General features: G+C 41.2%; 13 protein-coding genes. All 13 read left to right on the forward strand.

What is annotated here, in order from left to right:
- The first annotated feature begins 17 nt into the window (after positions 1-17).
- The 13 genes from AC1Q59_RS08965 to AC1Q59_RS09025 all read left to right on the forward strand — a co-directional run bounded on the left by AC1Q59_RS08965 (position 18) and on the right by AC1Q59_RS09025 (position 16,623).
- Positions 18-326: a YerC/YecD family TrpR-related protein gene (locus AC1Q59_RS08965; RefSeq protein ID WP_492365732.1), complete on the forward strand. Its 309-nt coding sequence runs from the start codon at positions 18-20 to the stop codon at positions 324-326.
- A 161-nt stretch (positions 327-487) separates the two neighbouring features.
- Positions 488-1,174 (forward strand): heptaprenylglyceryl phosphate synthase, encoded by a 687-nt coding sequence (gene pcrB / locus AC1Q59_RS08970; protein ID WP_492365474.1) that lies wholly within the window; start codon positions 488-490, stop codon positions 1,172-1,174.
- A 66-nt stretch (positions 1,175-1,240) separates the two neighbouring features.
- Complete coding sequence (gene pcrA / locus AC1Q59_RS08975) at positions 1,241-3,460, forward strand: DNA helicase PcrA (RefSeq protein ID WP_492365475.1); 2,220 nt, start codon at positions 1,241-1,243, stop codon at positions 3,458-3,460.
- Positions 3,461-3,527: 67 nt separating this feature from the next.
- Positions 3,528-5,534, forward strand: coding sequence for an NAD-dependent DNA ligase LigA (ligA, locus tag AC1Q59_RS08980; protein WP_492365476.1), 2,007 nt, complete (start codon positions 3,528-3,530; stop codon positions 5,532-5,534).
- Between the two features lie 13 nt (positions 5,535-5,547).
- Complete coding sequence (locus AC1Q59_RS08985) at positions 5,548-6,696, forward strand: CamS family sex pheromone protein (protein WP_492365477.1); 1,149 nt, start codon at positions 5,548-5,550, stop codon at positions 6,694-6,696.
- Positions 6,697-6,837: 141 nt separating this feature from the next.
- A complete protein-coding gene (gene pruA, locus AC1Q59_RS08990; RefSeq protein ID WP_492365478.1) occupies positions 6,838-8,385 on the forward strand; it encodes an L-glutamate gamma-semialdehyde dehydrogenase in 1,548 nt (515 codons plus the stop codon).
- Positions 8,386-8,756: 371 nt separating this feature from the next.
- Positions 8,757-10,040, forward strand: coding sequence for an isocitrate lyase (gene aceA / locus AC1Q59_RS08995; protein ID WP_492365479.1), 1,284 nt, complete (start codon positions 8,757-8,759; stop codon positions 10,038-10,040).
- 748 nt (positions 10,041-10,788) lie between these two features.
- A complete protein-coding gene (locus AC1Q59_RS09000; RefSeq protein ID WP_492365733.1) occupies positions 10,789-11,244 on the forward strand; it encodes a YueI family protein in 456 nt (151 codons plus the stop codon).
- 169 nt (positions 11,245-11,413) lie between these two features.
- Positions 11,414-11,704 carry an Asp-tRNA(Asn)/Glu-tRNA(Gln) amidotransferase subunit GatC gene (gene gatC, locus AC1Q59_RS09005; RefSeq protein WP_492365480.1) on the forward strand — a complete coding sequence of 97 codons (291 nt, stop codon included), beginning with the start codon at positions 11,414-11,416 and terminating at the stop codon, positions 11,702-11,704.
- Positions 11,705-11,716: 12 nt separating this feature from the next.
- A complete protein-coding gene (gene gatA, locus AC1Q59_RS09010) occupies positions 11,717-13,174 on the forward strand; it encodes an Asp-tRNA(Asn)/Glu-tRNA(Gln) amidotransferase subunit GatA (RefSeq protein WP_492365481.1) in 1,458 nt (485 codons plus the stop codon).
- A gap of 13 nt (positions 13,175-13,187) precedes the next feature.
- Positions 13,188-14,615, forward strand: a complete 1,428-nt coding sequence (gatB, locus tag AC1Q59_RS09015; RefSeq protein ID WP_492365482.1) for an Asp-tRNA(Asn)/Glu-tRNA(Gln) amidotransferase subunit GatB — start codon at positions 13,188-13,190, stop codon at positions 14,613-14,615.
- 293 nt (positions 14,616-14,908) lie between these two features.
- Positions 14,909-15,463, forward strand: coding sequence for a thioredoxin family protein (locus AC1Q59_RS09020; RefSeq protein ID WP_492365483.1), 555 nt, complete (start codon positions 14,909-14,911; stop codon positions 15,461-15,463).
- Between the two features lie 86 nt (positions 15,464-15,549).
- The gene (locus AC1Q59_RS09025; RefSeq protein WP_492365484.1) at positions 15,550-16,623 is read left to right on the forward strand and encodes an NAD(P)H-dependent flavin oxidoreductase; all 1,074 of its coding nucleotides are present in this window, start codon (positions 15,550-15,552) and stop codon (positions 16,621-16,623) included.
- The last annotated feature ends 22 nt before the right edge of the window (positions 16,624-16,645 follow it).

The following is a 16,645-nucleotide window of genomic DNA, read 5'->3' on the forward strand; positions in this document are numbered from 1 at the left end:
TTTAAAGGGGAATAATGATGCAAATTGATAAGCTAAGAGGAAAAGAACTCGACCAATTATTTAATTCAATTTTATCTCTAAAAGACATGGAGGAATGCTACCGATTCTTCGATGACCTTTGTACGGTCAATGAAATTCAATCCCTAGCGCAAAGACTGGAAGTTGCCAGAATGCTCCGTGAAGGAAAGACCTACCACAAAATCGAAACAGAAACAGGCGCAAGCACAGCTACCATCTCCCGTGTAAAACGTTGCCTTAACTACGGCAATGATGCCTATGAAATGGCTCTTGACAGAATTAAAGAGCAAGAAGAAAATGAAAATTAATTGGTAAACCGCAGACGATCACCTCTGCGGTTTTTATTTTTTGGACAGGGGGACAGGTCTCTTGTCCACCCATAATTTCCCTTGGATATGTATGATTCTTTTTGATTCATTTTACTAGTGCTATAATGGTGAAATGGAATGATAGAATGGGGGAAGTATGGATGTATGATGTTCGCGAATGGCGCCACGTATTTAAGCTGGATCCGGATAAATCTATTTCCGACGAGGATTTAGAACAGGTCTGCGAATCGGGTACAGATGCAATTATTGTGGGTGGCACGGATGGAATTACCCTTGAAAAGGTTTTAGAACTAATGGCGCGTATCAGACGCTATACAGTGCCTTGCGTACTTGAGGTTTCGTCTATTGAATCTATCACGCCGGGCTTTGATTTTTATTTTATTCCAACCGTTTTGAACAGCAGTGAAACAAAGTGGATCAGCGGCCTGCATCATGAGGCTGTGAAGGAATTTGGAGAAATCATGAACTGGGAGGAAATCCTTGTTCAGGGGTATTGTATTCTTAATGAAGACTGTAAGGCAGCGGGACTCACAAAAGCAAATGCTAATTTAAGCTATGATGATGTGAAGGCCTATGCCATGATGGCAGAAAAGATGTTTCACCTGCCGATATTTTACTTGGAGTACAGCGGGAAATATGGCGATCCTGAAATGGTTTCTCAAGTAAGCAAAACCCTTGAAAACACGGTTTTGTTTTACGGGGGCGGGATTGAATCAGCAGATCAGGCAATAGAAATGGCGAAACACGCAGATGTTATTGTTGTAGGAAACGTTGTTTACACGGACATAAAGACTGCACTTGAAACAGTAAAGGCTGTTCGTGCTTGATTGAAACCGATGAAAGATTTATTATATAAGTAAGAACATATGTTTGTATGGCGGTGATTTGAAGAAATGAATTTTTTAACTGATAAACTGTTAAACGGCTTAAACCCGGAACAGCAGGAAGCGGTGAAGGCAACGGATGGCCCATTGCTGATTATGGCTGGAGCGGGAAGCGGTAAGACAAGAGTATTAACACATAGAATTGCGTACTTAATGGTTGAAAAAGGGGTCAATCCGTACAATATCCTCGCCATTACCTTTACAAATAAAGCCGCGCGCGAGATGAGAGAAAGAATCAAGAAGATGATGGGCGGAACAGCCGATGAAATCTGGATTTCCACTTTCCACTCGATGTGTGTCCGCATATTGAGAAGGGATATAGACCGAATTGGCTACAATCGCAATTTTACGATTTTAGATTCAACAGATCAGCAATCTGTGATAAAAGCGATTCTTAAGGATAAAAACATTGATCCGAAAAAGTTTGATCCGAGGGCAATCTTAGGATCCATCAGTTCGGCAAAAAATGAACTGACAACCCCTGAAGAATTTGCAAAGACAACAGGTGACTACTACCAGCAGATTGTCAGTGATGTCTATGCCGAATATCAAAAAAGGCTTAAGAGAAACCAGGCTCTCGACTTCGACGACCTCATCATGAAAACCATCCAATTGTTTCAAAGAGTCCCTGAAGTGCTGGAATACTATCAGAGAAAATTCCAGTATATCCATGTCGATGAGTATCAGGATACAAACCGGGCTCAATATATGCTTGTCAAGCTCATGGCTGCCCGATTTAGAAATCTTTGTGTTGTGGGTGATTCCGATCAGTCGATTTATCGCTGGCGTGGCGCGGATATTGCTAATATTCTTTCATTTGAAAAGGATTATCCCAATGCCAAGGTGATATTGCTTGAGCAAAATTACCGTTCTACGAAAAGAATTCTGCATGCGGCTAACGAGGTTATTTCCAGAAACCATAACCGCAAGGCAAAAAATCTTTGGACGGAAAATCAAGAAGGCAGCAAGATTTGCTACTATCGCGCAGACAGTGAACAAGGCGAGGCCCAATTTGTTGCTGGAAAAATCAAGGAACTAACAAAAGATGGGAACCGTCCTTTATCTGAAATTGCCATCCTTTACCGGACAAATGCCCAGTCACGTGTGATGGAGGAAGTTCTTCTCAAATCCAATATTGAGTATTCTATTGTTGGCGGAATCAAATTCTATGATCGTAAGGAAATTAAGGATATTCTTGCCTATTTGCGTCTAATTGCCAATCCTGATGACGATATTAGCCTGCAAAGGGTGATCAATGTACCTAAGCGGGGGATTGGGTCTGGATCTATTGATAAGATTGCAAACTTTGCTGCTCTGCATGACATGACAATGTTTGAGGCATTGGAATCTATTGAATTGATTGGCTTAAGTCCGAAGATTACAAAGGCGGCAGCCGAATTTAGAGATTTAATTAGTAATTATGCAAAGATGCTGGAGTATCTCTCTGTTACTGAGCTTGTTGAGGATATATTAGAAAAGTCAGGGTATACAGAGATGCTTACCGCTGAAAAATCGATTGAAGCACAAAGCCGTCTTGAAAACCTGGAGGAATTTCTTTCAGTTACAAAAAGCTTTGAGGAATCAAGTGAAGATAAAAGCCTTGTAGCTTTTTTAACCGATTTGGCACTTGTGGCTGATATTGACAAGCTTGATGACGACGGAGAAAAGGCAGACGCGGTCGTTTTAATGACATTGCACTCTGCAAAGGGTCTTGAATTTCCAATCGTTTTTCTCATTGGCATGGAAGAAGGAGTCTTTCCTCACAGCCGTTCATTAATGGAAGAAGCAGAAATGGAAGAAGAACGGCGACTAGCCTATGTTGGGATCACGCGTGCAGAAAACGAATTATATCTTTCAAATGCGCAAATCAGAACGCTATTTGGCCGGACAAATATGAATCCGCCATCTCGTTTTATTAAAGAAATCCCTGAAGACCTTCTCGAAGATCTGAAGATGAAGGCTAAATCTGGGGCTTCCTTCGGTGCATCCCCATTTGGTGCCCGTTCTGTTCAGCAAAGAAAGCCAGTAATAAGACCTGCACTAAATGATACAGGCGGGGATGAATTAGCCTGGAAAGTCGGCGACAAAGCCCAGCATGGAAAATGGGGAACAGGGACAGTTGTCAGTGTAAAAGGAGAAGGAGAAGGCATGGAGCTTGATATTGCATTCCCTAAACCTGTTGGCATCAAACGTCTGCTGGCTAAATTTGCACCGATTACTAAGGGCTAATCTTTCTATTGTGATTTGATTAATATGATGAACTAGAACTTTTCTGAGCCTAGAAAGGGTTGAATCAATGAACCGCGAAATTGCTGAAACAAAGGTGAAGGAACTGAAGAACCTTCTTAACCAATATAGCTATGAATATTACGTTTTGGACAATCCTTCTGTTCCAGATTCAGAGTACGACAGGCTGCTGAAAGAATTAATGGATCTAGAAGAGCAATTTCCAGAGCTTTTGACTCCAGACTCCCCTACGCAAAGAGTCGGAGGCGAAGTATTAGAGATGTTTGAAAAGGTTCAGCATCATTCTCAGATGTTAAGCCTTAGCAATGCATTTAATGAACAGGACCTGCTCGATTTTGACAGAAGGGTCAGACAGGCAGTTGGGGACGAGGTTTCCTATGTCTGTGAATTAAAGATTGATGGTCTTGCTGTATCACTTCATTATGAAAATGGCGTGTTTGTCCTTGGGGCAACAAGAGGTGATGGCTCCACGGGGGAAAATATTACATCAAACCTCCGTACCATACGCTCAATTCCTCTTCGCCTGAAGGAGGATGTAACACTGGAAGTGCGCGGCGAAGCCTACATGCCAAAGCGTTCCTTTGAAGCATTGAATGAACTAAAAGCTGAAAAGGGAGAAGAGCCTTTTGCTAACCCAAGAAATGCTGCTGCAGGCTCATTAAGACAGCTTGATCCCCGAATCGCAGCATCGAGGAATCTTGATACCTTTTTGTATGGCTTAGCTGAAATAAATAAAGAGGGCATTGATGCGCACAGTGATGCCCTTGATTATTTAGATACACTTGGCTTTAAGACAAATAAGGAACGCCGAAAAGCAGGAAGTATTCAAGAGGTGCTTGATTTTATCAGCCATTGGACAGAGCAAAGGCCAAATCTTGCTTATGAAATTGATGGCATTGTGATTAAGGTTGATTCTTATGAACAGCAGCAGAGGCTTGGCACCACGGCGAAAAGTCCCCGCTGGGCTATAGCTTATAAGTTTCCGGCGGAAGAGGTTGTTACCACATTAAGAGATATTGAATTAAGCGTTGGAAGAACGGGTGTCATTACACCAACAGCCATTCTTGATCCTGTCCGTGTTGCCGGTACAACTGTTCAAAGGGCTTCATTGCATAACGAGGATTTAATTCGTGAAAAAGACATTAAGATTGGCGACCAAGTGATTGTGAAAAAGGCAGGGGATATTATTCCTGAGGTAGTCAATGTTCTTTTGGACCGAAGAACAGGGGAAGAACAGGAATTTCATATGCCGAGCCATTGTCCTGAATGTGAAAGTGAATTAGTCAGACTCGATGGTGAGGTAGCTCTTCGCTGCATTAACCCGAAATGTCCTGCGCAAATCCGCGAAGGACTCATCCATTTTGTTTCACGAAACGCAATGAATATTGACGGGTTAGGAGAGAAAGTAATCAGTCAATTATTTGCCCAGAATCTCATTCAAGATGTCGCAGATCTATATAAGCTGACCTATGACCAGTTAATTCAATTAGAACGGATGGGCGAGAAATCGGCTAACAATTTATTGAAAGCTATCAATGCTTCAAAAGATAACTCCCTGGAGAGGCTGCTGTTCGGGCTTGGGATCCGTCATGTCGGGGAAAAGGCTGCCAAAACATTGGCACAAGTCTTTGGGACTATGGATATGCTTGCAGTTGCCGGCAGAGAAAAGCTGACATCCATTAATGAAATTGGCGAAAAAATGGCTGACTCTATTGCTGCCTTTTTTGAACAGGAAGAAGTGCAGGAATTAATCGCTGAATTAAAATCATATGGTTTGAACATGGATTATAAAGGGCCTATGCCTGTATCTTTAGAAGAGTCAGATTCTATTTTTGCAGGAAAAACAGTAGTTCTAACTGGGAAACTGGAAATTTTAACTAGAAATGAAGCCAAGGAGAAAATAGAGGCGCTTGGCGGAAAAGTTTCTGGCAGTGTCAGCAAGAAAACAGATATCGTGATTGCGGGAGAAGATGCTGGTTCAAAGCTGACAAAAGCACAGGAATTAGGCATTGAGATATGGAACGAGGAGCAGCTGGTGGAAGAATTAAACGCGTAGAGGTGGAAATGTCGTGAAAAAAATAATACTCCTGTCTCTATCTCTTCTCCTCTTGCTTGGCGGCTGTGCCCCAAAATTTAATAAGCAAGAAGAAATTGTACAGGATAAAGAGGACTCTAAAGAGGAAGCGATTATTCCAAATTATAAAATTTCGGAGAATTACTATAGGACAATCTTTCCTTTTAAACCGAGCAAGTCTAGGGGCCTTGTTGTTGGCAACATCAATACAAAATATGATATTAGTGAATTTGAGACGGGTCTAATGAGAATTGCCCAGAAATCCTTTGATCCCGAAAAGTATCTTTTTCAGGAAGGCCAGTACTTAGAAAGAAAGACCGTTCAGCTTTGGCTAAATCGAAAGTATACGCCGGCGCAATTAAAGGAAAACAATATGAAGGAAGAAGACAATATTGGCCTAAATCCCGTGGATAACGGGAAGGAAGAAACACCAAAATATCTTGCGCAAATTTTGGAGCAGAACTATCTTGTGAAAAACAGTGATGGAAAGGTCCAATTAGGTGGAGTTGTCATTGGCATCGCATTAAACTCGATTTATTATTATCAGAAAGTGCAATATGGCCCAACATTTGAAACAAAGGTTACACACGATAAGCTTGAAAAGGAAGGCGAAAAAATAGCGGATGAGGTTATAAAGCGTGTTCGAAGGATCGATGGGCTGAAGGATGTGCCTGTTACAATTGCATTGTTTGAACAGCAGAGCAGATCGTCAGTCGTTCCTGGAAACTTTTTTGCCTATGCTCAAGCATCCAAGGGAAGCTCAGAACTCGGTTCATGGGAAAAGGTTAATGAAAAATACTATCAATTCCCTTCAACCGAAGCAACTGAGGACCATCGGGATGATCTAACATCCTTCCTTAACTTTAAACAGGATGTTGAAAAATATTTTCCGAATTTCACAGGAATTATTGGAAAAGCATTTTATATCGACGGACAATTACGCGAGCTGAATATTAATATACCTATTCAATTTTATGGAAAAGCAGAAGGAATTGGGTTTACACAATATGTAACTGGCCTTGTCTTAAAGCATTTTCCGGATTACCTATCCATTGAGGTAAATATTAATTCTGTAAATGGACCAGAAGCTCTGATTGTCCGGAAAGCGGATCAAAATGAACCTTTTGTTCATATTTATCAATAAAACGAGGAGATAGAATTTTTTCTATCTCTTTTTTTGTATAATAAAAAATCCTCATGGAACACTTTTAACAGTGTGTTTTGATTATGGGACATAAGCTTATCCAATAATTACTGATATTCATATACATAGGAGGCGGAAGTTATGATTCAACCTTATAAACATGAACCATTTACAGATTTCAGTGTTGAGGCAAATCGTGAAGCCTATTTAGCTGGATTAAAAACAGTTGAGGGCTACTTAGGACAAGACTACGATTTAGTGATTGGCGGAGAGCGCATTTCTACTGAAGATAAGATTGTATCTTACAATCCAGCTAAAAAAACAGAAGTGATTGGCCGCGTATCAAAAGCTAATCAAGAGCTTGCTGAAAAAGCGATGCAAACAGCTGTTGAAGCTTTTAAAACTTGGAGGAAAGTTAAGCCGGAATTCCGTGCAGACGTATTATTTAAAGCTGCGGCAATTATTCGCCGCCGCAAGCATGAGTTTTCTGCATTAATGACAAAAGAAGCAGGTAAACCTTGGAACGAGGCAGACGCAGATACTGCTGAAGCAATTGACTTCTTGGAATATTACGGCCGTCAAATGTTAAGAATTAAAGATGGTTTCCCAGTTCAAAGCCGTCCAAATGAGTTTAACCGTTATGACTATATACCATTAGGCGTGGGAATAATCATCTCTCCATGGAACTTCCCGTTAGCAATCATGGCTGGAACTACGGTTGCTGCAATTGTTGCAGGAAATACTGTTTTACTAAAGCCTGCATCAACCACACCAATTATCGCTGCAAAATTTGTTGAGGTTATGGAAGAGGCAGGTCTTCCAAAAGGTGTACTAAACTTCGTTCCAGGAAGCGGTTCAGAAGTTGGAGACTATCTAGTTGATCATAAAGATACTCGTTTCATCAGCTTCACTGGTTCTCGTGATGTGGGTCTTCGCATCTTTGAACGTGCATCAAAAGTAAATAATGGCCAGCTTTGGATGAAGCGTGTCATCGCTGAAATGGGCGGAAAGGACACCATTGTTGTTGATAAAGAAGCTGATCTTGAATTAGCAGCACAATCCATTGTGGCATCTGCATTTGGCTTCTCTGGCCAAAAATGTTCTGCTTGCTCACGTGCAGTTATTGTAGAAGATGTCTATGATCAAGTGTTAAATCGTGCAGTTGAATTAACTAATCAATTAACACAAGGCGACCCGGCTGATAATAGCAACTACATGGCTACAGTTATTGACCAAAGTGCTTTCAATAAAATCATGAGCTATATTGAAATTGGCAAGCAAGAAGGTAAATTAATGACTGGCGGAGAAGGGGACGATTCTAAAGGCTACTTCATTAAGCCGACTATATTCGCTGACCTTTCACCTGAAGCACAAATTATGAAGGAAGAAATCTTTGGACCAGTCGTCGGATTCACAAAAGCAAAAGATTTCGATCAAGCGATTGAAATTGCTAACAACACAGAATACGGCTTAACTGGTGCGGTTATTACTAATAACCGCGAACATATCGAAAAAGCACGCGAAGATTTCCACGTTGGTAACCTATACTTCAATCGCGGCTGTACTGGTGCAATTGTCGGCTACCAGCCATTCGGAGGCTTCAATATGTCAGGTACTGACTCAAAAGCTGGAGGACCTGACTATTTAGTTCTTCATATGCAAGCAAAAACAACTTCAGAAATGTACTAATCATATTATTGGAAAAAGAGTGGCTGATCGATTGATCTGGATCTAGCCGCTCTTTTTTTGCTTTTTCTCAGTGATGAAGGACAAATCTTTGGAGAAACTGCCTTGAAAAGTCCATCATAAGCTGGATGAAGGACAAGTCCGAGGGGAAAACCGCGATAAAAGTCCATCATTTCATACCAACCCCATTAAATTGTCCGAAATTTATAAAAAACTTTGAAAAATTTAAAAATGGGTATTCCCTTTTTAAAATCACTGTTATATAATACAAAACATAGGAGATGTGTTGTATTAGAACAACGAAGAATTCAACTTTATCACTCACTGCATATTTCTAAGAAAAATGTTAGGGAAAATAAAGGAGGAATAAAGAAATGACAGAAACTAGAATGAATCAATTGCAGGAAAGCTGGGAAATGGATCAACGGTGGAAAGGGATTGAAAGGCCTTATACAGCAGAAGATGTTATTAAATTAAGAGGTTCAATCGATATTGAATATACACTTGCCCGCAGAGGAGCTGAGAAGCTATGGCAGCTGATTAATGAAGAAGATTTTGTCAATGCACTTGGAGCTCTAACAGGCAATCAGGCTGTTCAGCAGGTAAAAGCAGGCTTAAAGGCAATCTATTTAAGCGGCTGGCAGGTAGCAGCAGATGCTAACCTTTCCGGACAAATGTATCCTGACCAAAGCTTATACCCAGCCAACAGTGTACCAAGTGTGGTTAAAAGAATTAATCAGGCCCTGCAGCGTGCAGATCAAATTCACCATATGGAAGGGGATACATCCATTGATTGGTTTGCTCCAATTGTGGCCGATGCTGAAGCAGGATTTGGCGGTCAGCTAAACGTTTTTGAACTTATGAAAGCCATGATTGAAGCTGGAGCAGCTGGCGTTCACTTTGAAGATCAGCTGTCTTCGGAGAAAAAATGCGGCCATTTAGGCGGAAAAGTTCTTCTGCCAACACAGACAGCTGTTAAGAACCTCATTGCAGCTAGACTGGCTGCTGACGTAATGGGCGTACCAACTGTACTAGTCGCTAGAACAGATGCAAATGCAGCTGATTTAATCACAAGCGATGTGGATCCGTATGATGCACAATTCATTACAGGAGAGCGTACACCAGAAGGATTCTACCGTACAACAGCAGGCCTTGATCAGGCGATTGCAAGAGGCTTGGCTTATGCTCCATACGCAGACCTTGTATGGTGTGAAACAGCTGAACCAAATCTAGAGGAAGCAAGAAGATTTGCTGAGGCAATCCATGAGAAGTTCCCTGGCAAGCTATTAGCCTATAACTGTTCACCTTCATTTAACTGGAAGGCGAAGCTTGATGATGAAACCATTGCTAAGTTCCAAATTGAGCTTGGAAAAATGGGTTACAAGTTCCAATTCGTCACACTAGCAGGCTTCCATGCACTAAACCACAGCATGTTTGAATTAGCACGCGGTTACAAGGACCAAGGAATGGCTGCGTACTCCAAACTGCAGCAGGCTGAATTTGATAGCGAGCAATTTGGTTATACAGCAACAAGACACCAAAGAGAAGTCGGAACAGGCTACTTTGACCAAGTATCAATGACCATTACAGGCGGTACCTCTTCCACTACAGCCTTGAAAGGCTCAACCGAGGAAGAACAGTTTGTACCATCCAAATAATCAATCATTTGTAACATTTGCTTAAGGAACGTGCAGATCCCTACTCTGCTCACCATTCTATCGTGATTTTTGACCATTTTTTTCTCCAAATTGGCCTCCCTTCTAAAAGAAGGGGGGATTTTTTTTATTAATTAAATGATTGATTAAGAGAAAATCTGTTAATTTTTATTAATCAAATGATTGATTAAGAGAAAATCCGCTAATTTTTATTAATCAAACGTTTGATTAAATATATTTGCTATAATTGCAGCTGATCAAACGTTTATCGTTTGACAGTACGAAGGGATATTAGTTTAAAGTAAAATACCCTTTGGACAACGGGAAAGGGAAATGAGCACAAAGAGTCCGAAGCAAGAAGAACTTGGGACAGCTGAACTGAAAAATGCGAACGCGGAGTCCGAAGCAAGAAGAACTTGGGACAGCTGAACTGAAAAATGCGCACGCAGAGTCCGAAGGAAGAAGAACATGAGACAGCTGAACTGAAAAATGAGTACGCAGAGTCCGAAGCAAGAAGAACATGAGACAGCTGGACCAGAAAATGAACACGCAGAGTCCGAAGTAAGATGAACTTGGGACAACAAGAAAAAGAAACGAGCCAAAGAGTCCGGACCAGCCGAAAAAAACATTAATCAAACGTTTGATTAAGCACGGTTTCACTTAATCATACATACATATTAATAGCACTTTTATTTAAAGATAAGGTGATTATAGCTTTTTCAAAGCACGAAGGAGCTTGGAGGAGGTCTATATCGTGTCTAAAAGTCTCGATGATTATATTCAACAGGGCATCTATGGGGAGAAACAGACAAAACCTGATGAACGGCGGAAATTTCTTGGTACGCTAAGAGAGCGGATCGTCATTGCCTTGACACAATCACAAATCCGCGAAGCCGGTATTTACCCGCAGGTTGAAGAGGCTCTTAAAAAAAATAGTAAGGCTCATCTTTTCTTAAACGGGAATATGAACTATTCGGAGCTATCCAAATACACCAAAATAGCCTCAAAATATAAAGTGGCCTATACCATTGTAACCAATAAGGACTACAACTCGGATATCGGGTTAGCCCTGGCCTATGATTATGCCATAGATAAAGAAGAGATTTTTGTAAAAACGAAAAATATAAAGGGACATAAAGCCAAAAACAAAGACAAAAAAGGGCTGTTTAGCATTTTTTCAAAAGTCTTCAAACCTAAGAGCCGCTGAAGGCTTCTTTTTTATTTTTGAAAGGGGTATCTTTGAGAATTTTTCCGCAACTCATGGTAAAATGGCAGAGGGCACAATATATCAATGATGCGTATTGCTTTAACGCGTGAAAGTTTGATATCATCTATATTATTGTTAATTGGAGATAAATATAATGGAGGTGTTTTGAATGTCTAGAATTTCTGCAGATCAGGTAAAGCATGTTGCTAATTTGGCGAGGCTGGCAATAACGGAAGAAGAGGCGGAAATGTTTACAAAACAATTAGATTCTATCATTTCATTTGCTGAGCAGCTAAATGAATTAGATACTGAAAACGTTGAACCGACATCACATGTCTTAGATATGAAGAACGTGATGAGAGAGGATAAGCCGGAAAAAGGATTGCCACAGTCTGAGGTTCTGAAAAATGCACCAGACCATCAGGATGGACAAATTAAAGTACCGGCAATTATTGAATAAGGGGGGACAAATATGAGTTTATTTGATAACAGTGTATCGGAGCTGCATCAGCTTTTACATAAAAAAGAATTATCGGTTACAGACCTTGTTGAAGAGTCATATAAGCGCATAAACGAGGTTGATGACAAGGTACAAGCCTTCTTAACTTTAGATGAAGAAAAGGCTAGAAACGCGGCGAAGGCGATGGATGATCGTCTTGGAACAGATGATGCCAAAGGCCTTCTTTTTGGCATGCCTATCGGAATTAAGGATAATATCGTCACAAAAGGCTTGCGGACAACCTGTGCAAGTAAAATATTAGATAACTTTGACCCAATTTATGACGCAACTGTCATGAATAAATTACATAATGCTGAAACTTTAACCATTGGAAAATTAAATATGGATGAATTTGCGATGGGGTCTTCCAATGAAAACTCAGCATTTAAGAAAACGAAGAACCCTTGGAATCTTGAAACTGTTCCTGGAGGATCTTCTGGAGGGTCAGCAGCTTCAGTTGCTTCTGGAGAGGTCTTATTCTCATTAGGATCTGATACGGGCGGTTCTATCAGACAGCCGGCAGCTTTTTGCGGTGTTGTTGGATTAAAGCCAACCTATGGACGTGTATCAAGATATGGGCTTGTAGCCTTCGCTTCTTCTCTTGACCAAATTGGGCCAGTGACAAGAACTGTCGAAGACAATGCTTACTTATTGCAGGCAATATCCGGCTTAGACCCAATGGATTCAACATCTGCGAATGTCGAAGTTCCGAATTTTGCCCAAGCCCTGACAGGTGATGTGAAGGGGCTAAAAATCGCAGTTCCTAAAGAATATTTAGGGGAAGGAGTTCGGGAAGAAGTAAGACAATCTGTCCTTGATGCCCTTAAGGTACTTGAAAAATTAGGCGCTGTTTGGGAAGAGGTTTCCCTTCCACATTCTAAATATGCTTTAGCAGCCTATTATTTGCTGTCATCATCAGAGGCTTCTGCCAACCTGGCAAGATTTGATGGTGTTCGTTACGGCTACCGTACAGATGATGCGAAAAGCCTGATCGACATGTATAAAAAGACCCGTTCAGAAGGCTTTGGCGAAGAGGTAAAACGCCGCATCATGCTTGGAACTTTTGCATTAAGCTCTGGCTATTATGATGCCTATTATAAAAAGGCGCAAAAGGTTCGTACTTTAATTAAAAATGACTTTGATGAAGTATTTAAGAAATATGACGTAATCATTGGACCAACAACACCGACACCAGCATTCAAGATTGGCGAAAATATTGATGATCCGCTGACTATGTATGCAAACGATGTATTAACAATCCCTGTCAACCTTGCCGGTGTACCAGGTATATCAATTCCTTGCGGATTCAGCAATGGCCTTCCTCTTGGACTGCAGATCATCGGGAAGTATTTTGATGAAAGCACCATTTATAAAACAGCTTATGCATTTGAGCAGGCAACAGACTATCATAAGCAAAAACCGGTACTTTAAGGGGGGAGCAGGAATGGAATTTGAAACGGTAATTGGACTTGAAGTTCACGTGGAATTAAAAACAGATTCAAAGATTTTTTCAGCCAGCCCAAACCATTTTGGTGCGGAGCCAAATACAAATACTACTGTTATTGACCTTGGCTACCCAGGCGTTTTGCCTGTTTTGAATAAAAAGGTAGTCGAATATGGAATGAAGGCTGCCATGGCCTTGAACTGTGAGATTGCTCCAGTGACGAAATTTGACCGAAAAAACTATTTTTATCCAGATAATCCTAAGGCATATCAGATATCCCAATTTGATAAGCCAATCGGCGAGCATGGATGGATTGAGATTGAGGTCGATGGATATAAAAAGAAAATCGGCATTACCCGTATCCATTTAGAAGAGGACGCAGGCAAGCTGACACATGGCAAAGGCTATTCATTAGTGGATTATAACCGTCAGGGAACACCGCTAATTGAGATTGTATCGGAACCTGACATCCGTACACCAAACGAAGCCTATGCCTATTTGGAAAAGTTAAAGTCCATTATCCAATATACTGGTGTTTCTGATTGTAAAATGGAAGAAGGATCTCTGCGCTGTGATGCGAATATCTCCATTCGTCCTGTTGGGCAGAAGGAATTTGGCACAAAAACAGAATTGAAAAACCTAAATTCCTTTAACTTTGTCCGTAAAGGGCTTGAGTATGAACAAGAACGCCAGAGAGAGGTTGTCCTTGAAGGCGGTACAATTGGACAGGAAACCCTTCGCTATGATGAGGCAACTAATACAACTATTCTTATGCGTGTAAAGGAAGGTTCGGATGATTATCGCTACTTCCCTGAACCGGATTTATTGGATATTCATATTGATGAAGTGTGGAAGGATCGTGTTAGAGCAGAAATTCCTGAGCTTCCAGATGAGCGCCAGAAGCGGTATGTAGAAGACCTTGGATTGCCTGCCTATGATGCAGGAGTATTAACGGTAACCAAAGAAATGGCAGATTTCTTTGAAGCGGTTGTTGCTGCAGGTGCAGAGGCTAAACAGGCATCAAACTGGATGATGGGTGAAGTGTCAGCTTTCCTTAAAGCTGAATCAAAAGAGCTGCATGAAACAGCGTTAACACCTGATGGCCTTGCTGGAATGATTAAGCTTATTGAAAATGGCACCATTTCTTCAAAAATTGCCAAGACTGTGTTCAAAGAGCTTATTGAAAATGGCGGGGACGCAGAAAAGATTGTGAAAGAAAAAGGCCTAGTGCAAATTTCCGATGAAGGTGCACTGTTGAAAATTGTAACGGAAGTGCTGGATAATAATCCGAAAATCATTGAGGATTATAAAAATGGAAAACAAAAAGCAGCTGGTTCTCTTGTTGGACAAATCATGAAAGCGACTAAGGGACAAGCTAACCCTCAGCTGGCCAACAAATTACTAATGGAAGAAATACAAAAAAGATAACCGAATGGCTGGTGGATGCTCCATCAGCTTTTCGTCTATTCCGGGGAATATTCGACAAAAACTCGCCTTATTTCCCAGGAAAGGACTCATTTCGATATTAAAGGAATGTAGATTTAATAACTAGTTGATTGGAACGGAAGGCGCGAAGACTCCTGCGGGAGAAGCGTGTTCAGGGGAGACCCCGCAGGGCGAAGCGACGAGGAGGCTCCCGAACCGTCAGCGGAAAGCGTAGCGCCTGGAGTGGAAATCAACGGCTAAGTATAATATAGCAACAATTAAAAGGAGTGCTAAACATGGAACTAATCAAATGGTTCAATAAAGGGATGACAGCGGAACAGTATATTTCCGGCATGAAAGTAAATCAGGCTGAAACAAAACAAATTTATAATCAGTTTGAACTTTCTCAAGCTGAAAAAGATCGCCTTGCTCCTCTTAAGGAAAAGGGGCTTCGAGCAATTGTTCTAACAGAGGACTGGTGCGGGGATGCATTGATTAATAATCCTGTTTTATTAAAAATCGCCGAAGAAATCAACATGGACGTTCGCTTTGTATTGCGCGATGAAAATCTTGAATTAATGGATCAGTATTTAACCAACGGAACTTCCCGTTCCATTCCAATTTTTGTTTTTATCAACAAGGATGGAGAAGAACAGGCTGTTTGGGGTCCAAGAGCAAAGGCAATTCAGGATATGGTTGATGAAGAAAGAAGCAAGCTGCCTTCACAGGATGATCCGAATTTCAAAGAGCTGCAAATGAATATGTATAAAAAGTTTAAAGCTTCCTATTTAGATGATGAAGGACTTTGGCACACCGTTGCAGAAAGTATCATTGATAGACTAACCAAATAAGAGAAGCGAATGGCATCAAAAGCCAGCCATTCTCGAAATTGGGAGTAATTTGTTCTCATCATAATCAAATAAAGGATGTGCTTATTATGGATTGGAAACATAATAAAGCTGCGGAGATGCTGGGCATCTCCTATCCTATTTTTCAAGCGCCAATGGCAGGAGTTACAACACCAGAATTGGTCAGTGAAGCATCAAACAGCGGGGGACTTGGAAATATAGGGGCCGGTTATATGGAGGCAGCTGATATACGGGAAACTGTTAACAAGATTAGAAGGTTAACAGATAAGCCGTTCGGGATTAATTTATTTGTTCCGGACAGCCGTTCATCCTTTGGGAAAGAAGACTTTTCAAGGATTCAGGATGTTGTAAACGGGGTTGCAGGGGAATTAGGCCTTTCCTCTGGATCAGAGCCGGTTCAAAAAGATTATCAAAAGCTGTATGAAATGCAGCTTGAGGAAGTATTTCAATCTAATATTCCAGTTTGCAGTTTTACCTTCGGCATTCCAGAGGATACGGTCATTAAAGAATTGAAAAAGCAGGGGAGTATCGTTATTGGAACAGCTACCAATGTCAATGAAGCGCTTGAGCTTGAGAAGGCTGGCATGGATCTGATTGTTGCCCAAGGGAGTGAGGCAGGAGGGCATCGTGGAACTTTTCATGAAGAAGAGACCGGATTTATCGGATCAATGGCACTCATTCCGCAAATGGCAGACGCCGTGAATGTACCAGTCATTGCAGCTGGCGGAATTATGGATGGCAGAGGAATTGCTGCAGCGATGATACTGGGAGCTCAAGGGGTTCAGCTCGGAACAGCTTTCTTAACCTGTGAAGAAAGCGGGGCAAATCAAGTCTGGAAAGAGGCACTGTTAAGCCACTCAGAAGATCAGACCGTGTTTACTAAAGCTTTTTCCGGCAGGTTTGCCAGAGGAATCAGCAATCGTTTCATTAAAGAAATGGAATCCTACGAGACTATTCTTCTCCCGTTTCCAAATCAAAATGATGTAACAGGGCCAATGCGAAAGCAAGCGGCAAAGTCAAAAAATGGGGAGTATATGTCCCTTTGGAGCGGCCAAGGCATCCGATTGGCAGAAATGACGAAAGTTAAAGATTTAATGGAAAAACTAGTCCGGGATACCGATCACATATTAAGTAAGTCCTGATCCTATTAAAAAGGAGCAGCCA

This window comes from Cytobacillus sp. MT66 (assembly GCF_058792595.1).